Annotated in this window: 21 protein-coding genes; 4 read left to right on the forward strand and 17 right to left on the reverse strand. The window is 40.1% G+C overall.

Going from position 1 to position 23862, the window contains the following annotated elements; genetic code table 11:
• Window positions 1–22 precede the first annotated feature (22 nt).
• From CH377_RS13265 to CH377_RS13285, 5 genes are all read right to left on the reverse strand, one after another.
• Entirely contained in the window at window positions 23–1291 is a 1269-nt protein-coding gene (locus CH377_RS13265) for a hypothetical protein (RefSeq protein ID WP_100724265.1), read from the reverse strand.
• Window positions 1292–1361: 70 nt separating this feature from the next.
• The gene (locus tag CH377_RS13270; protein WP_100724266.1) at window positions 1362–1679 is read right to left on the reverse strand and encodes a hypothetical protein; all 318 of its coding nucleotides are present in this window, start codon (window positions 1677–1679) and stop codon (window positions 1362–1364) included.
• 139 nt (window positions 1680–1818) lie between these two features.
• Window positions 1819–3897: an NHL repeat-containing protein gene (locus CH377_RS13275; protein ID WP_243401974.1), complete on the reverse strand. Its 2079-nt coding sequence runs from the start codon at window positions 3895–3897 to the stop codon at window positions 1819–1821.
• A gap of 50 nt (window positions 3898–3947) precedes the next feature.
• Window positions 3948–4838, reverse strand: a complete 891-nt coding sequence (locus CH377_RS13280; RefSeq protein ID WP_100724313.1) for a hypothetical protein — start codon at window positions 4836–4838, stop codon at window positions 3948–3950.
• A 350-nt stretch (window positions 4839–5188) separates the two neighbouring features.
• Window positions 5189–5815: a hypothetical protein gene (locus tag CH377_RS13285; RefSeq protein ID WP_243401973.1), complete on the reverse strand. Its 627-nt coding sequence runs from the start codon at window positions 5813–5815 to the stop codon at window positions 5189–5191.
• Window positions 5816–6006: 191 nt separating this feature from the next.
• Here CH377_RS13285 and ispG point away from each other — a divergent pair, with 191 nt between their 5' ends.
• A complete protein-coding gene (gene ispG, locus CH377_RS13290; RefSeq protein WP_100724269.1) occupies window positions 6007–8013 on the forward strand; it encodes a (E)-4-hydroxy-3-methylbut-2-enyl-diphosphate synthase in 2007 nt (668 codons plus the stop codon).
• Window positions 8014–8025: 12 nt separating this feature from the next.
• On the opposite strand, the gene CH377_RS13295 is transcribed toward ispG, so the two are convergent.
• Window positions 8026–9777: a C45 family autoproteolytic acyltransferase/hydrolase gene (locus CH377_RS13295; RefSeq protein ID WP_100724270.1), complete on the reverse strand. Its 1752-nt coding sequence runs from the start codon at window positions 9775–9777 to the stop codon at window positions 8026–8028.
• A 322-nt stretch (window positions 9778–10099) separates the two neighbouring features.
• Between CH377_RS13295 and CH377_RS13300 the strand changes: the two genes are divergently transcribed.
• Window positions 10100–11197: an AraC family transcriptional regulator gene (locus CH377_RS13300; protein WP_100724271.1), complete on the forward strand. Its 1098-nt coding sequence runs from the start codon at window positions 10100–10102 to the stop codon at window positions 11195–11197.
• A 2-nt stretch (window positions 11198–11199) separates the two neighbouring features.
• Here CH377_RS13300 and CH377_RS13305 read toward each other — a convergent pair whose 3' ends face one another.
• On the reverse strand, window positions 11200–12213 hold the full coding sequence (locus CH377_RS13305) for a hypothetical protein (RefSeq protein WP_125172173.1): 1014 nt from the start codon (window positions 12211–12213) through the stop codon (window positions 11200–11202).
• A gap of 329 nt (window positions 12214–12542) precedes the next feature.
• On the opposite strand from CH377_RS13305, the gene CH377_RS13310 reads away from it, so the two are divergent.
• Together CH377_RS13310 and CH377_RS13315 are read left to right on the forward strand one after the other, a co-directional pair.
• Window positions 12543–13544 carry an NAD-dependent epimerase/dehydratase family protein gene (locus CH377_RS13310; RefSeq protein ID WP_100724273.1) on the forward strand — a complete coding sequence of 334 codons (1002 nt, stop codon included), beginning with the start codon at window positions 12543–12545 and terminating at the stop codon, window positions 13542–13544.
• A gap of 10 nt (window positions 13545–13554) precedes the next feature.
• Entirely contained in the window at window positions 13555–14196 is a 642-nt protein-coding gene (locus CH377_RS13315) for a TetR/AcrR family transcriptional regulator (RefSeq protein WP_100724274.1), read from the forward strand.
• Window positions 14197–14218: 22 nt separating this feature from the next.
• On the opposite strand, the gene CH377_RS19610 is transcribed toward CH377_RS13315, so the two are convergent.
• The 10 genes from CH377_RS19610 to CH377_RS13365 form a co-directional block, all read right to left on the reverse strand.
• Window positions 14219–14530, reverse strand: a complete 312-nt coding sequence (locus CH377_RS19610) for a hypothetical protein (protein ID WP_125172175.1) — start codon at window positions 14528–14530, stop codon at window positions 14219–14221.
• A 131-nt stretch (window positions 14531–14661) separates the two neighbouring features.
• Entirely contained in the window at window positions 14662–16545 is a 1884-nt protein-coding gene (locus CH377_RS13325) for an esterase/lipase family protein (RefSeq protein WP_423789912.1), read from the reverse strand.
• Between the two features lie 129 nt (window positions 16546–16674).
• Entirely contained in the window at window positions 16675–17751 is a 1077-nt protein-coding gene (locus tag CH377_RS13330) for a hypothetical protein (protein WP_100724276.1), read from the reverse strand.
• A 153-nt stretch (window positions 17752–17904) separates the two neighbouring features.
• A complete protein-coding gene (locus CH377_RS13335; RefSeq protein WP_100724277.1) occupies window positions 17905–18096 on the reverse strand; it encodes a hypothetical protein in 192 nt (63 codons plus the stop codon).
• Entirely contained in the window at window positions 18083–18877 is a 795-nt protein-coding gene (locus CH377_RS13340; protein WP_100724278.1) for a pentapeptide repeat-containing protein, read from the reverse strand. The genes CH377_RS13335 and CH377_RS13340 overlap by 14 nt, the downstream gene beginning before the upstream one ends.
• Before the next feature lie 195 nt (window positions 18878–19072).
• Entirely contained in the window at window positions 19073–19273 is a 201-nt protein-coding gene (gene rpmE / locus CH377_RS13345) for a 50S ribosomal protein L31 (RefSeq protein ID WP_008592280.1), read from the reverse strand.
• 22 nt (window positions 19274–19295) lie between these two features.
• Window positions 19296–20720 (reverse strand): transcription termination factor Rho, encoded by a 1425-nt coding sequence (gene rho / locus CH377_RS13350; RefSeq protein ID WP_100709345.1) that lies wholly within the window; start codon window positions 20718–20720, stop codon window positions 19296–19298.
• A 210-nt stretch (window positions 20721–20930) separates the two neighbouring features.
• Window positions 20931–22052, reverse strand: a complete 1122-nt coding sequence (locus tag CH377_RS13355; protein WP_100724279.1) for a helix-turn-helix domain-containing protein — start codon at window positions 22050–22052, stop codon at window positions 20931–20933.
• A 107-nt stretch (window positions 22053–22159) separates the two neighbouring features.
• Window positions 22160–22816, reverse strand: a complete 657-nt coding sequence (locus CH377_RS13360; protein ID WP_100724280.1) for a PROCN domain protein — start codon at window positions 22814–22816, stop codon at window positions 22160–22162.
• Complete coding sequence (locus CH377_RS13365; RefSeq protein ID WP_100724281.1) at window positions 22816–23835, reverse strand: adhesin OmpL37 family surface protein; 1020 nt, start codon at window positions 23833–23835, stop codon at window positions 22816–22818. Before CH377_RS13365 ends, CH377_RS13360 begins: the two co-directional genes overlap by 1 nt.
• Between the last annotated feature and the right edge of the window lie 27 nt (window positions 23836–23862).

The following is a 23862-nucleotide window of genomic DNA, read 5'->3' on the forward strand; positions in this document are numbered from 1 at the left end:
GGGCACGGAGAACGTAGAGGATTTAATTTCTACGGATAGAAAGAACTGGATTCAAGAATAGATCAGTCAGTATCTTTCTCTGGCTTGCATCAGGGATACGGGAAAGAAGTTGGTCCATCTTTCCTTTGATCTGAGTAAAATCAGGATATTCATCCATGACTCTTAAAATATGAGGCCAGGCTTTTTTTACAAGTTCAGCTACTGCAGGACTTGCAGTTCTTGCTTTATTCCAAGAAGCTTCTAATTGGTTTCTGATACGGAAAAAATCACGCCCAAGTTCCAGTACTTTTCTGAGTCTGGATTCTGAAAGACCTGTACGAGAGCCAAGCTGACCTAGAGTTCCATCCCATTCGACTACTTCTCCCCTGGATTCTTTCAAAAGAGAAGTTTGTAATTGGACAAGCGCGTTTTCCTCAACAGGTAAGGATGCAACCCAACGTTTATATTCTTCGAGCTGTCCTGCTTTTTGGAAAACCCGCACCTTTCCGACTTGGTCCATATATTTAGAGAATGGAATGCTTACTGGCGGTTCTGAGAAACTAGGAGAATCTCCTCCGAAGTCTCCATCGAAATGAAGATCCTCAACATCCGAAAGGATATCTTCTCCCATTTGGACTGGGGAATCATCTTCTTCTAATTCCTCGACCTTCATGATCAAAGGTTTGCCGGAGAATAGTTCACCATATTTTTTTAATATTTCTTCTAGGATCGGGGTTTCTGGGCCTTTGCGAACAGGAACCGGGATAGGTCTTGCGGCTGCACCAGCCGCTGCGGTTTCTCTTGCGACTTCTCCCAAAGCGGCAGCTTCTCTTTTTTTACCGGTGGAGATCTCCACCAGGTAGATCATTCCTTCTTCCGATTCGAATCTATGACCCGCTGGGAATGTAAATCCAAGTCCTTCTAAAATCTCTTCGGATATCTTAGAATATTTTTTCTTACGAGGAGTTTGCTCGGCAGAGGACTCTTGTTCTATAAGTTTGGTTTTTACCTTATTCAAAGCACCCAAGAAGTTTCTGTTCATATAAGAAGAAAGTTCTTGGGAACCCATTCCGAGGAATTGAGCGAACTGAGGAAGTTGATCAAAAAAATGATCCGTCTTTTGGACGTTGCTGGAAATATAAGAGCGAAGTTTTGTCTTAAGAGCTTCTTGTTCTTTGGCGGGAATTTTTTTAGCGGAGATTAATGTCCCGAAAAGTTGGATATGAGTATGAAAATAACTTAAAAATTCCCCATACGCTGTTAGAACGTATTCTCCATGGGAATTTTTTTCTATGACCTTTTTGTCTGCCATAATCCGGATTCGCAGTCAAGTTTTTACGACCCTAGACCGGAATTCAAGACAATTAAGTTACGAATCCTTCTTAAACAGTCTTAGGTAAAATTTCTTCTGTAGGACTTCCGCTGATGATCCTGTATCTCAAGAATGTGTTACAGGTCGCTTCTTCCGAATAACGGACCAAATCGTAATCAGGACGAGGAGAACGGAAAAAGGAAGAATGAGCCAGACGTTCTGTCACTTCTTTACGAATATGAGCTCTCGCTTCATTCCTTCTCATATAAACCGAAGGAACTACTATATCGTTCTTATAAGATAAAATATTATTTCTATAGATGGCTACAGTTAGGCGGATCCGGTAGGATTTATTTTCCGTCAGGTCTTTAGGTTCCAGAAATTCCATGCGGGGGCCTTTTGTTTGAAAATCTTTACAGACTTTCTATAACCAAAGTATCGGATTTCCCACCCCCCGATCTCAAATTTGGACCATAGAATTTTTTTACTTTTGGAAAATTTAAATCTTACCGATGAGCGATTTCAAATTAAGGCAACATAACTCGATGCAAACTCCAAGGAGTTGCAAGGAAAGAAGAATCACCAGTATCCGAAACATAAAACGCCCCAGTAGAGATCTGGTTCGTAGGTATAGATATTTGATTCAATTCGGTAAAGTTAGCATTCCTCTTAAATACCTTGTATCCATTATTAGAAGTTCCTTCTAATGTATATAAATTCCCGGACTTATCCGTTGTGATCTGTTGAAAAGGAGTCGTAGCAGATTGGACTAGATTATTCCACTCTAAAGTATTAGAATTAAATTTAGAAATAGAAGTATGGATATCAGTGTCTCCCATACCTATCAGCATATGATAAAAATTCCCTGAATAATCCGTTTCTAATTCCACAGTGCTCATGATGAAAGATTCTCTATAAGAATTATCTAAATAATTCCCATCCCCTCCCCCATTGATAGAAGAGAAATTTAAATAAGTGAAAGTATCTTCTTCCCCGAGATCCACATAATCGCTAAATACTTTTCCGCCTGTTACAGCAATATTCGTAAAAGCAACGAATGAATTCGCTGGCAGAGTGCGAGTAGTTACCCCAGTAAAATCAGTTTTGACTTTTATTAAAACCCTTGCATCCGAAGTATTTCTAGCTGAAATATATAAGAAGTCTCCATCAATCTCCAAATCGCTACCTTGGACCGTGCGTCCCTGAAAAGCGGGCAAAACAAAACTAGAAAGGTAAGCTCCATTCGGATTCAGCTTTGTGACTTGTTTAGTTGCATGAAGAATGTAAAAATTCTTTTTATCGTCCCTAACAATTCTTAAAGGAGAAATTCCAACTAAACTAGGAGAACAATTAGAAAAAATAGGAGCAGCGCAGGAAAGGATAGAAGATCTTTCCGTATCGACTGCGAAAATATTTCCATTACGATTATCTGTTGCAATACTTTGAATAGTAGAAGGTCCCGCTGGATTGATTTTCATAGTCACCGAACCGCCAGACATTCCGCTATGGAATCGAACTAGATAAGGTCCATTATCGGGAAAAGTATTCTGTTGGATAGCAACAAGGATCTGCCCGCCGCTCATAGTCATATCAATGATCTGGCCAACGGTAATCTGTTTAGATGCGAGTTGAACAGGAGTATCTCCGGTAATGTCGTATTGAAATAGATCAAAATTCGAATTATCCGCAACCAATAGACTATTATCAGAAGGATGGATATAGATTGCATAAGGTTCCCTGAATGTCCCCGGAAGGTCCCAAGTCTTAAGCAAATTCCCTGCAGAAGAATATTTAAAAATACGATCTGTTCCTGTATTGAAATTTGCTTCGCTAATATACAAGTTCCCTAAAGTATCCAAGGCCAGATCCTTTGGCACAGAATCCGACGGAAGATCTATCAAACTTGTCTGGGTACAATCCGAATTCAGTTCGAATACTTTCATTCCAACCAAAGCAAAAATACGATCAGAAACATCTACAACCATTGCCTTAGGAGTAATTCCGGTCCAAACGCCGATCATATCTCCATTCACATTCAGCAAATAAACATTCCCGCCACTTGCAACAAGCACTGAATTTCCCCAGGAAGAAACTGAAGTCGCGGCTCCAGGAAAACCGTTTTTGAATCTAGAATAAAGAGAAGTCCCTCCGCCAAGAGAATTCAATTTTGTAGAACAAGAAGAATTGAATGCAACTGTTCCAGTATCAAAAACGCTGATAGGAGAAACCTTTCCATCTAGGTCTACCACTTGGACGGCATACTGAAATAAACTTTGGGAATTGGAAATTGGATCCGTAAAAACAGGATCAGTTACCGAACCGATTTGTTGGTAAGTGGATTCGAATACTGTCTTTTTAAAAACCCTGTATTCCTGGGCAGGAACCGGATCCCAACGTATCTCTACCTTATCACTGAATAAAGCATCAGATGCGCTTAGCCATCCAGGAGTTCCCGCCTCACCCGGTGGAGGATCCCCTGGATCTGAAGAACCAGGAGAGATCGTCGCAAGTAACGCGGATATAGGATCAATTCCTCCTCCTTCGGAAGAGCATCCTGCTAAAAAAGAAAAATTAAAAACCAAAACAAATAAAAACAATCTTTTCATAAATACCGAAAAAACATTAAAATTTTCTAAACTTCGCATTTGTATCTATATTAAGGGATAATCACCTTGCCTCTGATAAAATCGTCAGCAAAAGGACCATCCACATATGAATAAGAAGCCATTTCTACGCACATATATTCGAAAGTGTTACGATTCAAACTAGCGCTTGCTTCATATGTTGCGATCGGTATCGTATCAAATATTTCGAAATAACTGAAAGGGATTGCAGGTATAGAAAAAGAGATCGGCTGAGCAACGGAAACATCAACGTAAAGATAATCGAATGTATCTTGCGAAATAGTTTTCCTCGCCTTAAACTCTACATCGTCTCCATTTACTTCTGCAGTTGCACAAACAGTTCCACAATTTCCTATAGTTGCAGGAAGAGTCGCCGCTCCAGTGCAGAAGTGAGATTGCCCAATTTGTTTTACTTTGGAAGAAATTCCAAATTCGTTTCTGGCAACGATCAATACTTTTAATTTTCTATCAGTTGGCCCGATTAACGCTGGTGGATTTGCTCCAGGTTGAGCGAGCTGCCCTGAAGTAACTGTCCAATGAGAGAAAGAATTTACCACAGTATTATCAGGCATCAACTTCATACTTTGGCCTCCAATAAACGCGGAGACGGTTGTATTATCATGAACTGCTAAATTAAAATCGATAGATTGGATAGAGAATAAACCATTAAAGCTTGTTCCACTTGAAATATCAAAACTAGTGATCGTAGAATCCTGCAAATCAGGAGCGTTTTCAGGCTGGCCCGGGGGAGCTGGATCTCCAGGAGGAACTGGAACAGGAGCCGCAACTCCATCTAAAACCGCCTTTGCTGCAGCGGTAAGTTCCGCGATACTTTTTGCATCCTCGGAACAATATAAGACGCAAAAGATCCCGAGCACCGGTAAGATCTTTATAAAACGTTGTTTTCTATTTAAGAACTTCATTAAGATTCCCATCTAATGTTTTTCCCAATCAGCTCGTCCCTGGTATATTTTTCCGAGTTATTTAAAAAATTCTCAGAATCGCTCGGAATGAACGATACAAATCGAGGAACAAACGTCTGTTATACGGATTGATCAGATGTTTTGATCTCAAAACTTCGGACAAATCGGAACGTTATGTGTGTATATAGATTCCCCACCAGTCAACAGCACAACAAGTGGTGATTATTTTATTTTTAGATTTTTTGATCTTCTCAGAAAAAAAGTGAGCAAAAGCTCAAAATTACCGTAACGTTTGCTACAGAAATCCTTCTACCAAAAACATGTTCAAAAATCAGAATATAGACCGACGTTCAAGAAACAGTTTCAGAGACAGTATACATTCTTCTTTTTTGAGCCCAAGGAAGTCCCGGAAGTAAAAGAAGAATATAGGAAATGGGAAGGGATTCGAAAATAATTTCTCCATAAAAAGAGCTCATTTCAGTAATCCTTAAAAATTTAGAGATCATTATAAAAGAAATGAAGAAGGAAGAAAAAAGTACAAATGCGAAACCGATCGCGATCAGATGCCTTATCCAAATATTTTTCCAAACAAGTTTTGTATCGGTAAGTTTATGGAATTGAAAACTTACTTGGGCAGTACGAATGGAAAGAAGAAGTAAAAGTAATGCCAGAAATATATTATTTCCACCACCAGCCGCAATTCCAAACCAAGTTAAGGTTGTGCCGATAAGAATGATGAGAGAATAGACACAAAGAAGAATGGCCGACGCCCTACTTCTGGAAAATCGTATCACTAATCCAAAAATAAAGATAAGGAGAACATCCATATAGAAGTTCCGAAAAGATCCCAAAAGAAAGGAGAAAAGAATACTTTGCAAAAACCCGATCAAAAACAAAATATAAGAAGAAAAATTTAATATAAACTCCGCGTCTTCCGGGGATTCTATCTTAGCAAAAAAACGTTTCAGGAATTTCATATTGGTTTCCAGCAATCCTGCCTATTCCGCTTTTCCAGTCAATTTATTCAATTTGCCCGCCCTTTTGGCTGTTATATCTCGAGGTAAAATCTGTTACAAATCCACAAAAACCTTTCAGATTCGGGCTTACTGGGGAAAAATCCTAAATGACAAGTGATTCAGGCCCATCTTAATGGAACTAGAGAGCACTCATGAACTTCCGATACAATCATTCTCCATTCTCTTACCAACGCCGTAGAACCAGAGAGGTAAAAGTTGGAGATGTCGGTATAGGCGGAAATAATCCGATCCGCATCCAATCCATGATCACCGCGGATACTAGAGACACAGAAAACTCAGTTAGACAAATTTTAGAATTAGAGGCTGCAGGTTGTGAGATCGTTCGATTGACCGTACCTTCTCAACCGGATGCAGATAACTTACCTAATATTCGAAAAGAACTTAAAAAGTTAGGAAGTAAAGTCCCTCTAGTTGCTGATATCCATTTTACCCCAAGTGTTGCGATGAAATCAGTAGAATGGGTGGAGAAGGTCCGTATTAATCCAGGCAACTTCGCTGATAAGAAAAAATTCGCAGTCAGAGATTATACAGAACTCGAATACAAAGAAGAGTTAGAAAGGATCTCTGAGGTATTCAGCCCACTCGTACTTCGTTGTAAAGAGTTGGGAGTCTCCATGAGGATAGGGACTAACCACGGATCCTTATCAGATCGTATCATGAATAAATACGGAGACACACCGCAAGGAATGGTGGAATCTGCGATAGAGTTTATCCGGATCGCTGAAAGCCTTTCTTATAAAGATATTATAGTAAGTATGAAAGCTTCCAATCCACAAGTAATGGTCCAGGCTTACAGATTATTATGCAGCCGCTTCATGGAATTGCAGATGGATTATCCATTACATCTAGGAGTGACAGAAGCAGGAGACGGAAAAGACGGACGGATCAAATCCGCAATCGGTATCGGCTCCTTATTGGAAGACGGATTAGGAGATACCATCCGAGTTTCCTTAACAGAAGATCCAATTCATGAAGTTCCGGTCGCAAGATTGCTCGCGGACAAATATAATAAACTTAGATTTCCGGAAGCACAAAGCCAAGGATACTCTGAATTTAGGAATCCTTACTCTTACCAAAGATTTTATAGCAGACCTATCCAAGTAGGAAGTCTTTCTCTGGGAGAAAATCATGCAGTTCGGATCGAATCAGTATTACCTTTCGAATCCGAAAGCGGATTTTCGCAGGAACTCTCCTCACTTAAAAATTATGCAAGATCCAGATCCTTAGAATTGGAAATGGTCTCAGTACCACTTCCTTCGGATGAATTCCTAAGAGAAGAATGTATTTCCGCAAGTAAATCCTCATCCGTTCCGATGGGAGTCATAGTAGAACAAAACGAATTATTACTGGAAGACGTATTAGAAGATCTGATTCCATTCCCTAAAGTAACAGTAGATCCATTCCATCATTTCCAAAATAGGGATTCTTTATTAGAATTTTTGCATAAACGAGAAGGTAAAGGAATTACGGAACTTAACGTCCAGGCATACCAAATCGAAAGCCTAAAAGGACTTCCTGAAGAATTTAAGAATGCAGGGATAGAATCAGTAGCATTCTCCATCCAAACTTTCCATATACTACACGATTATAGAAAATTAGCACGTATACTCAGCGATTTTGATTATCCTATCTTCCTGAGTGCAGAATATCCAGACATGGATACCGCATTATACGAATCCTCTATCGGGATAGGCGGAATGTTGACCGATGGGATCGGGGACATGCTTCGTATCAAAGTAATCGATAGTGAACCAGAGGCAGTTTTACAACTCGGGTTTGATATCCTACAAGCAACCAGATTAAGACTCACAAAAACGGAATACATCTCCTGCCCTTCCTGCGGAAGAACTCTATTCGATCTGCAAACCACAACTGCACGTATCAAAGAAAAAACAGGCCACTTAAAAGGGGTCAAGATAGCAGTTATGGGTTGTATCGTAAACGGCCCTGGAGAAATGGCGGATGCAGATTTCGGTTACGTAGGTGCAGGCCCGGGCAAAGTACATTTATATCGGGGAAAAGAAATCGTACTTAAAAACGTTCCATCCGAAGAAGCCGACGAAAGACTAGTACAACTGATTAAAGACTCGGGAATGTGGATGGAGAGAGAATCAGTGGCTAGCGAAACCAGCCACTGATTTTCCTTTCGCTTAAAGCTCGTTCGCTTCTACGATAATAAAGTTCGGAGAAACCTGTCTCAACTTCTTAGCGGAATATTTACCCTTATCTTGAAACGCTTTCTGTTTCCAAACCTGAGTAGAAAATTCCGTTTTAGAATTTTTGATCTTATCGTAGAAATGATCTGCTATCTTTTGTTTACCCAAAACTGACTGAGTTCTCGCCAGCCACAACGCACTTTGCTGTTTTCTGAAAGAAGAAGTCTCCAAACTTTCAGCTTGTTCCAATAAGAACGCAGCCTTATTCAGATTCCCTTTTTCCAGATATAAAATTGCTTCTAAGAATAGGATAGAAGGATCCTTTCCTGTAAATTCTTCGTTTGCCGTTTGCAATTCCAGAAGAATATCATCAATTCCGCCCATACTTGGATCGTCATTTATAAGCATTGCTTTTTTATAATGTCGAATTGCAGATCCTACCTTAAGGTCATTAGACTTCGAGACCTTCTTCTCTTTTCCTTTTTTGGAATCAGAAAGATCCAAAAGTTTATAACCGGGTTCACCCCAAGCCATCGGAATTTCCATATAAGGACCGCTACTAGTGGGGGCGGTACCGACGGAGACAAAAATTTTGCGGGCTTCTGCACTCATCACCACGGACTTAACCGAAGTGATTTGACGGATCGTAGAACCCATTGTGCGAACTTCTCCGCTGGAACAATCGATAGTATCATCCAAAAGATTCTGAAGATCAACTACACTGGTTCCCTTTTTCTTCCTTTGGGAAGACAGAAGCTGTTCTGCTCGATCGAAACGACTGATACAATGATGATAGAAAACAGGAGCAGCCATAATCTCCCCTTCTTGTAACTTTTCACTTTGATAATGGTTTGTATTTACAATATGATCTTTTCCTAAATTAGGATAAACCACATCTACATTACCGTAATTTGTCTCAATGATCGCAGCCTTCGGTCCCTTCTCCTTATGATTTGTAACGATCAGACCCCAAGTAGAATTGATCTTATGTTTTTTAGCGATACTCACCGCTTCTTCGATAGATCTTGCTTCTGAAATGATCTTATGACCGAAATCGATCACTCCCAAACCGTTAAAACCTATTTTTTTATGAAAGCGAGTGTGGAACGCGATTGTAAGGCCGGCCTCATTGAAAGCGGTGATCCCAGGAACATCCGCACCCCTACATGCAATATAACCATAACGTAAACCTTTTTCAGGAGTACAGAAAACAACGATCGGACGTTTATCCCAAACTTCTACACCAGGAAAATCGAAATTGCGTGCATGATATAATTTACCGTCCTGACTTTGATCTCCCCAAACTGCGACACTCGTGCAAGCAGGGATCATCTGAGGGCTTCTACCCGGACTCATATGTGCCAGCTCAGGAAGAAGCTGGATCATACCCAAAAATCCAACGGAGTTCTGGAAGGAATCCATAGTAAAAAGTTCCTTTTCTAATTTCGCAGAACGACCCGCAGAAGTTAGAGCAGCAATTGTCCTAGCAGAGAACTCAGAAGGTCTATGCTTCATCATTCTTCTAGACATCCAGTTCACCAAAAAAGAAGTCACACCCTTCGCCAAAAAATTCCGGTTGCCGCGAGGTAAGCTCCCCAATAGAAGATTGCGGGCCATCACAGGATAAAAATCAAAGATCGGCTCAAACTGCCCGATCTCATTCATGATCTCGCCAAATTGTCTTCCCATCTCTTCTTGGGAACCCTTGAGCTGTAATACTGCTAGTGGATACGTTTCCGAATTCATGGGCCAATCTTACCAGATATTCTCATGGCCATCGACCGCCTCCATAGGTTCGGATAGCCAAACTTATCGGATCGGACCTCTTGCACGGAAATTTGCCTTATGTAGGAGCTCCTACAAATTATTTAGATAAAAATTTAGGGCGGCTTCCTCACTAACGTTCGGAACCGGGCTACTTCGGGCTACGCTATCGCTTCGGTCCTTCGGACTTCCCCTTCGTATCCCTGCCGCAGTGCCCAATAGAGAGCGAAGAAACAATGCAGCGAAAGCGAGTTGCAGAATACCGCTCAAAGAATCAAATAGCATCCGGCCCGAAATACAACCTATGGAATACCTACATATATTTTTTCTGAAATTCCTACAATTCGGAGCAGGAGCCGCATTTTTATACGCTTATCTGGAAATTATCCGGCCGGGTTCCGGAAATAGGATCTTGGTACTGATCATGACCCTAACCGGAACAATTCTGCTTAGGTATTCCTGGTATCTACAGGATGATCTATTAGAATTTCCTTATTTATTTATTTTCTTACACACAAGCGTACTTTTCGTAGGGCCTCTGATCTACACCTACATTCGCTCCTTCTTAGAAACGGAAGAAGAAAGTCCGAAAGAAAAACTCATCCGCTACGGATTACATTTTTCGCCTGTGCTATTATTCACTATTTTTGAATGTATTTTCTTTTCCCAAAATAGTTCAGAACTGAAAGCTCAGATAATACAAGGAGCCAAAGAATTCAGATTAGATTGGGCTCATTTAGGAAGTTTTATCGCAAGCATCCAGGTCTCCGTCTATTCACTATTCTGCCTGTATCTTTATCACAAGGTTAGCAGAAGATATGAAATGTACGAGTTAAAACTGGTATGGCTCGTATTACTCCTACCGGTATTCGCGAATAGTTTTATAGGAACCGCCTATTTTCTAAAGAATAAATATTTGTTCGATCTAGGAGCGTCCCTTATTTGCATAATGGTCCTTCTACTCTTCTTAGTTCGAGAAAGGCATCCTGGATTTTTCAACGAGATCACCCAAGTCATCCAAAGTGCAAAATACCAAAATACCCCACTTCTCTCCAAAGAGATAGAAGCGGCAAATTCAAAATTGAAAGAACTCTTAGAGACCAAAAACTTATACAGAGACAGCGAATTGAGACTTGTGGACTTGGCAGCGGAACTTGGATTAAATTTGCACCAAACTTCCAGATATTTAAACGAAGTTCACAAAATGAATTTTTACGAACTAATCAATCGATACAGAGTGCAAGAAGCTTGCAAACGTCTAATAGAAGAATCAGATAGTTCAGTTTTAGATATAGCATTCGCAGTGGGTTTTAATTCTAAATCCACCTTTCATTCTCAGTTTGTAAAGTTTATCGGAATGTCGCCCGCTCTCTACAGAAAGCAGAAGGGAAATTCAAAGTAAGCCTAAAAAACTGCAGAAATCCCGAAATAATAACCTCGAATCTTCTCCCGTCCCGAATCAGGAGTCTGGGGATAAATATTAGTCGCATCCGTAAATTGATAATAAGTAATATACTGATCCGAATAATTTTTATAGGAAAAATTAGATCTATTATAGTTATAGCCGAAGTATAATTTATATTTTTCGAAAAAGATATAAGAAAAGGAAATATCAAGCTCGGAACCCCTAAACACTCCCATAGTATTATGATGAGAATATTCCTTATATAAAAAAGCGAATTCCTCGAAGCTTGATCCTGTCCATTCTAAAAGAGTATTATAACCTTGCCAGCTCAAACTTCTACGCCCTTCCGTATAATAAAACTCCAAACTAAAATTTAAATAAAGAGAATCATATAAACGTAAATTACTTTTAATCGCTACCTGAGGACCTACGCTACGGATTCTTTCAGATCCGATTCCGGATAAACTTCCGGACCACATACTAGTATCTATCTTCCTCAATCCGGCTCCGAAATATAATTTTTCCCCAAAAGGAGTCAGAGCATAAGATAAATAATTTAATTTGTAATCGCTTCTTTCTAAATCAGAAACGTCTCTCCTTCTAAACCCATAACCTGTATCATTCCCAAAAATATAATAATAATGAGCCTTTGTGAGAGCGTTTTGGGAAAATAAGAATTCTACTCCATACTTTTTTTCTTCATCTATAAATTTGAAATACAAAGGGTAAATAGTTCGAACATTTCCAGTCAGATTAAAGTCACGATTCACCTGTTGTTGCGCTATATTCGCATTCGATTGGTATATATATGGATCATATTCCGATTTCATGATCCTAAACCCCAGCTCTGAAATCTTTTTAGAAGAAGCTGGGGTTTTATTCGGTTCCGAGACCGGACCTGTGTTTTCGGATCCTTGGACCGATGGGTTAGTATTTACAGGATTCGTAATATTTTCCTGAGAAGCCAAAGATGTAGTAAGTAATAATATTGTAATAAAGTAAATCGATTTCACGCGAAGTGATTCAACCTTCCAATTAGAACGTTACTCTCCTTGCATTTAGCTGAGAGAGTTAAGACATATTTTTTAAAGCGAGTTCATTGACAAGAAGGAATGCTAATCGGAATACCTTTCCAATTTGTGAGATAATTTATAATTGTTAAACGAAATGAAAAAGACTCCTTAACTAGAACCAACTTTTCATTACTTATAAAAATATGCCAGATTGACAGCTTACAAATTTCTTGCAAAGCTCCGTTCGGAGGTTCTTTTTTTAAAAAATAATTGACTATTAGTATATTATTTATAGTCCAATGGTATATTAATTAGGTAGGTAGGAACTCATGCAAAAAGTATTAGTAACTGGTGCGAGTGGGCATCTGGGTTTTTCTTTAGTAAAACTTCTTCAGGAAAGAGGTTATGAGGTAACGGCAGCGGTTCGAGACGCGAATGATTCCAGGAAAACAGCTAACTTGAAAAAGTTAGGAGTGAAATTAGTCTCCGCTGATTTGGGTGATAGAGAATCTCTTCGTAAGGCTCTCCAAGGACAAGATGGTCTCTTCCAAGTGGCTGCGGCGTTTAATTTGACCGCTAAAGATCCGCAAAAAGAAGTTGTGGAGCCGAATATAAACGGAACCAGAAACATTTTGGAAGAAGCACATAATGCTGGGATCAAAAAGGTAGTATATACGTCCAGTATCGCCGCTGTTGGAACAATTGCAGAAGGAGAATCTCCTCTGAACGAATCCACTTGGAATGATTCTGCAAAGGAGCCTTATGCAATTTCCAAAACCCAATCTGAAAAATTAGCTTGGGAGATTTCTAAAAAATTAGGTTTAAATTTAGTAACTGTTCTACCTGGAACTATTTTGGGCCCACAGTTTACCCAACCTACTTCTTCTTTGAAGCTGATACAGGACATTCTAAAAGGACAACTTCCATTCGCACCTAAAATGACTTTTTCGTATGTGGATGTAAGAGACGTCGCGATGGCGCATATCTTGGCTTATGAAAATCCTTCTGCACAAGGAAGATACATTGCAACCGGGGAAACTCTATCCGTTTCTCAAGTTTGTAAATTAGTCAAAGAGATCCATCCTAAGGCAAAAACAACCGGAAAGGAACTTCCTTCATTTATCGTTCGAGTCATGCCGTATCTGGATGCGTTTAAGCATGCGGTCACAGGGTTGGACAGACAAATCAATTCCGAGATAGTGCAAGATTATTTGCAAAGAAAACAAGAATACAACTCGGATAGATTATCGAAAGAATTCCAATGGAAACCGATGCCTGTCAAAAAATCACTCAAAGAGACGGTTGACTGGATGTTGTCCGCTGCCGTATAGTTTCCTGAGAGTGGATAAAAAAAGAGCCAGAAGACCGGAAGAAAAGGAAATCCGCAAGCAGTCCATCGTGGCTGCCTTGCGAGAGCTTCTGGTGAAACAAAAACATCCTCTGCCCAGCACCCAGGAGATCGCGGAAGCCGCAGGTGTCACTAAGGGTGTGATCTATTTTTATTTCAAGACCAGGGAAGAAATTTTTCTAACACTTCATTTGCAAGAAACGGAATCCTTTTTTAAGGAAATGAGAAAACTACTGCAAGGCCCTGAATATTCTTTAGCCAAGTTAAAAGAAAAGATCATTCATCAGTTTTCACAGAACGAAATTTTTATGTTCGTAGGGTTGATTATTCCAGGAATTCTAGAAAGTAACGTAGATCAGGACTTTTTGTACGAATTCAAAAAGAATACTTCCGACGGAATAGATGAATTAGCAAGGATCTGGCTCTCTAGAGAAACCGGACTTACAATCGCAAATGCCAGAAAATTTATATTACGTTTTTACTTTTTAGGTCTGATGCTTTGGCAACATCATAATCCACCCAAAGAAGTGAAAGAGGCATTTTTGAACAAAAATCTTTGGCTTTTAGAAGGAGATCTCGACCAAACACTTTCCGAATCCTTCGACTGGCTTTGGAAGGGTATGAATTCAAACTAAGATACCTTTTTAGATCGCTCATCTATCCCGCTTTTATTTCTTTAAATTGGATTTCGAATTCTCGGATCTCTTCCCGAAATCCAAGAGCTCTTAATGCTCCTAACGCAGAGATAATTTTATAAGCGAATTGGATTGGATATGTGATTACATCCGCGAGAAAAGAGAATGGAACAAGTGCATAATAAGCATAAAAAGAAAAGACCGACAGCGCACTGACCAAGGAATTTCCATCACGCTGCCGATCCGAGTTGATTCGCTTTCTATTTTGCGTAAGCCCCACCTGGAGCTTCTCTCTTCTGACAACACTAACGTTCGGCACCGTTAATACAGACATATAAATTTTAAATATAGAAAAATGTTCTTATCCCAAATTGAATATAGGAAGCCTCTTGTATTCCATATTGGATATCCATTTTCGAATATTTAATAGATACATATTCTATTTAATATTAATAAAATATAATATTATTTGGAAATATGATTTCTAATCCCGGAATGTTCCCAGAGAATTCTTTTGATTTCCAGAATGGTGGGCATATGATCTTGGACAGAATGGTCCGAATCTATCAGAAGTTCGGATTCCGCTCCGTCTATATGAGAGCTATCATAAGAAACTACAGAATCATTGATCCATTCCAGATCTCTAAACTTAGAATTCCCAATGATTGAATGAAAAGGAACCTCAGGTTTTAACTCTCCAGTGACTTTCATGAATAAACTATTCGGAGAGAGCCCGTCTACTCCGTAGGTTTCCGGAAGGATAGATTCCTCTTCTGAATCGGAGGTTAAAAATTTGTAGGCTTTTCCTATATTATGAAGAGCACCTTTTGGAAGTACGAATAAGATCCGTGCGATAGAGGCTAAAAATCCTTCAGCAAGATTAGAACCTCTATGTGGTGTAGCTATAAATACCACCCTTTTCACAAAGGGCAGCGGTTTAAATTCAAATACTCTTTTTACTTCCTGTTTTGACTCCGAGTTAAGTGATTCGAATTTTTCCGGAGAAACATTTGCAACTTTCATCCAATCTTCTTTTTTACTTCTAGTTACCATTAGTTTGGATAGAAGTCCACCCATACTATGACCTACGATCATCATCTTATCGAAGGAAAAATCTTCCCCTTTCGGATCATACGTTTTTCGTAAATCCCTAAGTGTATCCCTAAAATCCGCCGCGGAAATTGTGATCGGGTTTCCGGTAGGATACCAATACACCCAGAACTGATAGTTGTCCTTGATCTTAGGATCCGCCAAAAGTTCGTTGATCATAGGGAACCAAATAAAAGGAGAAGATGCAAGCCCATGTACAAACACCACTGGGATCTTCCCTTTTTTGTAAGGATATACCAGATAGAGTCCCTTTCTTTCTAAGGCCACCTCTCCGTCGAACTTTGCAAAAAAACCGTCCCTCTTTTCCGCCCCTGACAACATATATGCCAAAGGAGTGGTCGTATCACTTTCCATTGGCAAATCTAATCCAGAAAATTGGACCCTGTCCCTATGCACAGGATCGTAAAGATGGATTACCGCCCTTAAAGTTAAATTACGATTTTCTAAATAAGATTCTTCCAAAGTCAGAAGTGCCGTTCCGGGATAGGCTTGGCCTACCCCGGCTACGAATTCATATTTCCTTCTTTCTTCCGGTTCTTTTTCAGGATGTTTTCGGATCAGGATAAGAGGAGTTCCTATTCCGAATTTACTGATCTGGTTGGAGAATCCTGCATTTTTATAATCATAAGCGACTTCAACCTCTAAGAAATTTTTGGGGGTCCAAGCGGTTTCCACTTCTGCCCTAGTCATGGAGAGTGCACCTCTTATGAGCGGAAGATTTAGATCGGTTAGATTGGCGAGTTTTCTATTCCTTTTGGCAAATCGAACTAATTGAGCAAGAGATCTATTATATGTTTCTAATGCAAATCTAAACTCCATAGAGAATGGATCTGCTGCAGGGATTGCCTTTTTATCAAATAGATACGTATAAGAATATACCAGAGAAGAAGCAAACATCCTTGCGAACATAGGATCTTCAAGGTCCAATTCGGATCCGACATGATAACATAATTCGGACAGATAATACGCAAGTTCTCTGGTTTTTAACGCTACGAGTCTGTTGTCCAAATCGTAAATGACCACTCTCGGGGCCTCTTGGTATCTTTTATATAGATCGTTACTTTTTAAAAATCTGGTAGTGATCAGGCTTAAATTTTCGGAAGAGATCGCGTTTTCACGAACAGCTCTGATTTGTTCGTATTTGGAATAAGAGATCGTGGAATAAGTGGCTGTTCCACAATCAAACAAGAATACGGTCGAAAGGAAGAATAGATAGGTTCCTTTTAAAGATCGGATCACTTTCTCTAAAGAATCTTTTTAGGGCAAATTGCAATCTCTATTTCTAAGGAGACGGAGAGCAGTTTTCAGGTAGAGGCACAAAGCCACAGAGGAAGGATCGAAGATTCCCAAAAGAAACACCAAATGGATTTAATTTATTTTTAAGTATGTGTAAATAATTTTTCCAGAACGATTTAAGATACCGATCTGATTTCTTGCGATTTCTACTTTGGCGAAGTTTCCCCGAAAATTTTCCGCATTTGTAAATCCTATGGACCCGAGCGGATTACCCTTCGGGTCTAAAAATTCCATCTGATATTGCGGTTCCTTTCGAGATACCAGTGCAAATCCGGATCGATATTGATATGGTGAATAACATATAGAATATTGTCTGTCTATATCCGTTACAGGAGTATGCTCATAAATGAAAAGTTTATTCAGTTCCGGAAACGGTTTTTCCCAAACGATCTCGAACTTTTCATCTAAGACCCCGAAAGATTTGTCCTTAAAGAAAAAGGAATATCCTTCTGAAAAGACTGACACCAATCTTATTCCGCTTGGTAGATCTTTCCATTTTCCATCTAAACTATAATAACGGATCTCTTTATTCGAACTGGAAATTAACGGAAAAAATCCTTCCCCTACTCCACAAGGAGCCTCGGTTCCCGCCGGTAAAATTTTTTGCCCTTCCGGATTTATGATCTCCGCCCGATTCTCATCAACTATAATTTTTGCAGCACCATTTTTGAAATCATTTACTCCGAAAAAATCTCCGCCGATTTTTTTTCTTCCATTAGAATCTAGATACCCGCAATTCCGGAATTGTTTTATACAGTATGCGATTCTTCCGTCGTATTCATATCCTAAAGAAAAATATTCAGGTTTTATGAAGACGCTTCCATCTATATTTAATATTCCGAAAAGCCAACCTTTTCGAATCTTGATTTTTCCATTCTTCACTCCTATATATTCATAGCCGGAAGGTAACTTTCGGATCTCCTTTCCGTTTTTATCGATTAGAGCATAAGAATAATCCCTGTTGTAAACGACGGCGAGATCGGATTCGAAATCGGTGCATCTATAATATGTTTTAAGCTTAAACTCGCCCTCTTCATCTATATACCTGCAGAAATTTCCTCCTACAGGAACCGGCATGAGAGATGGAATTTGATCTTCTGCACTTAAAAATCCTATAAAAAGAAAGAATAGAATAATCCCTCGGGTCATACTGTATAAATTCCTGTAAATGGCGAAGTAAGACAGTATCTTCAGTTTGTTATCAGAAATTTTTTGATTTTTGGTTCGTTTTGCTCAGTGATGTAGAGCAGCAGAGGCGCAAAGACGCGGAGACGCGGAGATTTGTCTCGTACAGTAGAATAATTATTCTATCGGCGCAAGATCTGCGAGAGAAAGATCTTCGATTGTGTGTGGATAACCTTCTCTATCGTTATAAAGAACGGAAACTTTGTCTCCGTTGATTTCTTGGATCTCTACCTGAGCGCCGGTGAGTACGATCACTCCTTTTAAAAGAAAACTTCTTTTGGTTAGTTTAGCTTTATCACCCGGCTTCATGTTTCTCCATATAAATGTCTTTTCCTTCCTTCTTCATGGAAGAGAAAATATGAATTTGTCTTTGGTCTACTCTGGTTCCGATATCATAGATTGCGTCGGTAAAGTCCGCGCCTTCTATTTTTGCTCCTGCGAGTTTTGCCCAACGTAAATCGGCACCTTTAAAATTGGCACCGGTTAAATCGGCTCCATTTAAGAAGGCTCCACGTAAACGTGCACCTTCGAAATTAGCGCCAGCAAAATTGCAATTGGTTAAGAATGCGTTGTTTAAGTTCGCTCCGGAGAAATCCACTCCGTGTAGATCTTCTTTTTCTAATATGATAGAAGATAAGTCCTGACCTTTTAGGCTTCCAGTTTCCGCAAGAATCTCTTTTGCTTTGGCAGCAGTGATCCTTCTTTCTTTCGGAACTCCTGCTCCGGTCTCGTAATCATGGATTGCTTGTTGGAGAGCTGCTACTGCAGACTCAGGATAATTTTTACGGCGTTCAGGGAACTCGAATTGTTTTTCTACATCGTCAGTGGTGACGTTTTTGAGTTCGTCAATGGTCTTTCCCTTAGCGATCTCTGTTGCCATTGCAAGTGCAACGATCCCGAACCCGCAACCAGTGGTAGTATAACTTGCATCAGTGACTTTTCTGTTATCGTCTATCTTGAGATAAATACGATAACCGTCTCCACAACCTACGTTTCTATAGTTGGAAACAACTGTGGCGTCTTCCATTTCTCTATAGTTTAATCTTTGGTCGTTGATCTCTTTATATCTGTTAAAATCCATTACTGACATGATGATTGCCTTTCTTAGATTAGACTTTGTTGATAGAGCAGGAAAGCACTTTTAAGCGGGGAGATTTCTTTTTTGTTCGCGTCAGCGATGTGGAGGATGCGAAGCAGTCGCGAAGCGACCAAAGTCCGGAGCAGCGCGACCTTCGCGAAGCCATAAAGCTTTGCGAAGGGGACGCCCCCAAACCTAAAACCTCGATTAAGAGATTTTGTATTTTTTCTTGAACTTGTCCACACGACCGGTTGTATCCAGAATTTTGGATTTTCCGGTGAAGTATGGGTGGCAGTTAGAGCAAATTTCTACGTGGATATCTCCAACAGTAGTACGAGTCTCGTATACAGCCCCACAAGCGCAGCGAATTTTGGCGTCAGCGTATTTTGGATGAATGTCTGTTTTCATGTTGTCCCCTTTTCGGAACCTTTTAGGCGTTCATACTACCCAAGAAGCTCTCGTTAGTCTTAGACTGTCTCATCTTCTCGAGTAATAATTCCATGCTTTCTGTGATGCTCATGGGAGAAAGCACTTTTCGGAGCACAAAGACCTTCTGGAGGGTTTCCTTAGGTAATAGTAGCTCTTCCTTCCTGGTTCCGGACTTATTGATGTCGATTGCTGGGAAAATCCTCTTGTCAGAGAGTTTTCGATCCAGGTGGATCTCCATATTACCCGTACCTTTGAACTCCTCGAAGATAACCTCGTCCATTTTGGATCCGGTGTCCACAAGAGCGGTCGCGATGATCGTAAGTGATCCGCCTTCTTCTATGTTTCGAGCGGCCCCGAAGAATCTTTTCGGTTTGTGAAGTGCGTTTGAGTCCACACCACCGGAGAGTATTTTTCCGGAAGTAGGGATCACTTGGTTATAAGCTCGGGCTAAACGAGTGATCGAGTCGAGTAGAATGACCACATCTCTTCCGTGTTCCACCAGTCTTTTCGCCTTTTCGATCACCATCTCTGCAACTTGTACGTGGCGGGTAGCAGGTTCGTCGAATGTGGAAGATACCACTTCTCCCCTTACGTTACGGGCCATGTCTGTTACTTCTTCCGGACGTTCATCTATGAGTAGTACGATTAGAGTTACTTCCGGGTGGTTGCTCGTGATCGCGTTTGCCACGTTCTGCATCAGGATTGTTTTACCTGTTCTAGGTGGCGCAACGATAAGTGCTCTTTGTCCTTTTCCGATCGGGCACATCAGATCTACGATCCGAGTATCCAACTGAGAAGGATCATGCTCCATTCTCAATCTTTCGTTCGGATATAAAGGAGTTAAGTTGTCGAATAACGCACGTTTGCTTGCTACATCCGGTGTGTATCCGTTTACGGTTTCCACACGAAGCATTGCGAAGAATCTTTCGGATTCTTTAGGAGGACGGATCTGTCCTTCGACTGTGTCTCCCGTTCTTAGCCCGAATAATTTGATCTGAGAAGGAGATACATAAATATCATCCGGTCCCGGAACATAGTTATAATCCGGGGAACGTAAGAATCCATATCCATCCGGAAGTCTTTCCATAACTCCAGCTGCATGGACCTGTCCTTCCCTTTCTGCTTGGGCTTGTAGGATGGCGAATATTAAGTTTTGCTTTTTTAGTCCGCCGGTGTTCTCTACGCCAAGGTTCTTAGCGACTTCGATTAGTTCCGCGATGGATGTTTTTTTAAGTGCTACTAGATCTATAGGAGCAGGTGTAGGTCCCTCGTAGGAACCGCGACGTCTTTTACGAGAACGAATCTCCGCTGTTTCCGGATCATCTTCCGGTAAATTCGGTTCTTCTTCGTTATTATCGTTTTGTGCGTCGTTATTGTTGTTTTGATAGTTGTTTCGGGGCTTGGAGTCTCGTCTTGGGTTAGCCATGGAATACCGTTATTGGATTTGGAAGGAAGACCTTCCTGTATTCATTTTTTATTCGATTAAGAGCGGGTTTTGAAGGGTCCGGGTAGTCGGTTCTTTTTATTAAGCGACCGGGGAGTCCCTTATTTTTTCAAACGAGCGTTTGCTCGGAAGAGAGGAAAGGGTCGGCTCTTAATGTGGACTATTTCCAGATTATAAACTCTGTCAAGGCTTTTATTTTTGCTTTGTCCTTTTTTTAGACGTGGATTTTTTCTTTGAGCTTACCAGCTTTTTTTTAGAAGCCGGTTTTGGTTTGTTTTCCGCAATCGCAGGTTTGTTTGTTTGTGGAACTGTCTTTTTGGTAGGACTCTGTTTGCCTGTTTTCTTTCTAGGAATCGGCTGGTCCTTATTCAATTTAAACTTACTGGTTAAATCCAAAAACTTAATTCTATTTTGTAGAGTGGTTCTTGGCACTCCCAGATCCAAGGCGGCATGGGAAACATTCTCTTGGTTTCTTTTGAGAGTATGATAAATATAACTTCCTTCCACTTCTTTCAACATTGTTTCGAGCGGAAGTTTTTGATTGAATGCTTCTGTGACTGAAGGGAATTCCATCCCTTCTCCATCCTGGCTATTTAGTTTTGCGGAAGCAGGAGAGAAATGATATAGGTAGCCGAGTGGTTTTCCTTTTTGTTTTAGGATAGATACTCTTACGATACAATCCAGGTCCGGAATGAATGTCTGAACTGAAAGTCTGCCCTCTTCTAATCGTAGCTCATGAGTTTTGAGGTAATTTCCAAGTAAGTCCTTGGACATTTCTTTGAGCAATTTTTCTGCCTGAAGAATGCTGTCTCTGAACCATTTTTTGACGAGTATATCTTTTTCGAATGTCTCGTTATAAAATACAGTATGTCCATCCAAGTCTGTTGCAATTAATCCATCCGGAAAGTTTTGGAGAAGTACCTCCATAAACCATTGGCTTTGTTTTGCCTTTTCTTCTTCCGTTTTTTGTGGAGAGACTTTCGGTTTTTCTGTCTCCTTAGCCATCCAAGAAGATCTGCTTAGTTCTGAGAGAAACCTAGGTTTGTCCCAGTCCTCTAATTTTTCTCCGAATGGACCTAAGACAGGTATGGTTCTTTGTTTTTGGAAAAACGCTAGAACGGTTTCTGGAATTTCTCGGATCAAAAATTCTTCGGGGATCCTTTCAAATTCCCTTTCTGCAGCACTTAGGTCTGCAAGTTCCATTAGAACTCTTTCTTTAGGGAGTAATCCTAGTAAGCCTGTTCCTTCTTCCCATACTGGTAAATGACTGGCAGGACTATAGAGAAAAAATTTATATAAAACTTCGATTCTCATTGGGAGAAGGAGGACATTTTCCCCCAGAATGACTTCTTTTGAAGCCTAAGCGAGAAAATTCCTCTACTTTTTTGTACGCTAAGGATAGTTTTTTTGGTCTGAGGCTATTACTTAACTAAACGGTTTGCAGCGTTTTTGTATTCTTCCGGATAAGGAAGTTTGGATACTTTCAAGCTAGATAGAGAGTATTTTAAGGATCTTTTATATAATACTAATGCATAAAGATGGTTTCCGTCTCTGCGGAATTTATTTCCGGATAACCATTCTTCTCTAGCCATTCTAAAATAATCATTGGCTCTCTCTTCTTCTTTTGCAGTAAGAGGATGATGATCTTCCGATTCCATTTTTAAAAAACGGGATTCTTTGGCCACATGCTGGAGTAGTTTATCTGAAGAAGTTTCCGCAAATTCAGACCAACGTTTCATGGATTCAGGAAGTGTCCTTTCAAGTAATGCCAGACTATCGGATTTTTCCTGGATACTTCCGGCTTTGGAAGCTGAGTTAAGATCAGCTGAATAATTTTCTATTTTTTGTAGGTCTTTTTTAAGTTCTGAGGATTCGAATGAATTTCCAATCTCTCTCAAAATTCGAACCTTGGAATCCACCGATTTTTTTCTTTCTCTGAATCCTTGTGTGGACTGAGAAGAATAGATCCTTCCAGCAAGTATTGTTACCGCGATTAGTGAAAATACCACTAACCATTTCCAAAATCGACCTCCCTTTACTCTAAGGGACATGATCTCGGCTGGAGTAGGAAGATCCATTAGTTTGTTCCACCTTGAGCAGGAACAGGAGGAAGTGCTTCATTTTTGTTGATATCGTCCACTCGAATCTCTTCATTACTTTTTTCTAAAAAGGAAACCCTTCCATTGGTGATAAAACTATAATTATCATCATGGATTTCGAGCAAATCTACCGGATTATCTTTTCCTTCTCCAGGAGGTGCGATCTTTGGAGAAAGTAATTCGTTGTCTATATAATCGATTAGAGTATTTCTGATACGATCGTAGTCGGAGATATTTTCCTTCTCGGCAATATTCCTAACCTCGTCCAAGTTCACAAATTGGAACTCACGTTTATCATCGTTAGGAGTTTTTGCTGCGATCATTGCGAGAAGTGCGAATCTTCTGGCCCTTCTTGCAATTTTGATCCCTTCTCCAAAAAGTACCAATTTAACTCTAAATTGATAAGGAGAAGAATTATAAGCAGTAGTAAAATTATCTTCTGAGGATTTGAGATCTCTAAATCCGAGCTTCAATAAATGTTGAGCGATCTTATCATTAGAACGAATGATCATTGGAGAAGCAGCTTCTAAAAGGATACGAGCGGTTTTGATATAATTTTCGTGAACTACTTGGAAGATATCTTTCATCTCCCCTTGTGCGGATTTCAGGTTTTTATAAGATAAACTGTAATTACTTTGGAAATACCACATATTCCCGTTGAAATCAGCTTGGTTCGCCTTCTTGAATGATTTATAATTGTCTATAGTATTCAGTTTTTTGAAAAGTTCAGTTTGCCCGCTTGCAGTTGCAGTTTGTCCAGACTGAGCATTTTCTGCAGCAGTTGCCACTCCTGCCTGGGACTTAGGTCCTCCTCCTTCTTCCAGAGGTGGTGCAAGATTACTTACGCAGATATTGATAAACTTTATGTTTATCTTATTCTCATCTATCAGGATCGCAAGATTCGTCTGGTCCGGAGAAACTGCGTAAGTCCTATCCGTGAAAAAAATCGGCGCCGCAGCGAATATAAAAAGAAGAATGCGTGTATATTTCGAACCCATAGCTTTCCCTACTAGTAGTCTATCGGC

The organism is Leptospira haakeii (assembly GCF_002812045.1).
Lineage (GTDB): Bacteria > Spirochaetota > Leptospiria > Leptospirales > Leptospiraceae > Leptospira_B > Leptospira_B haakeii.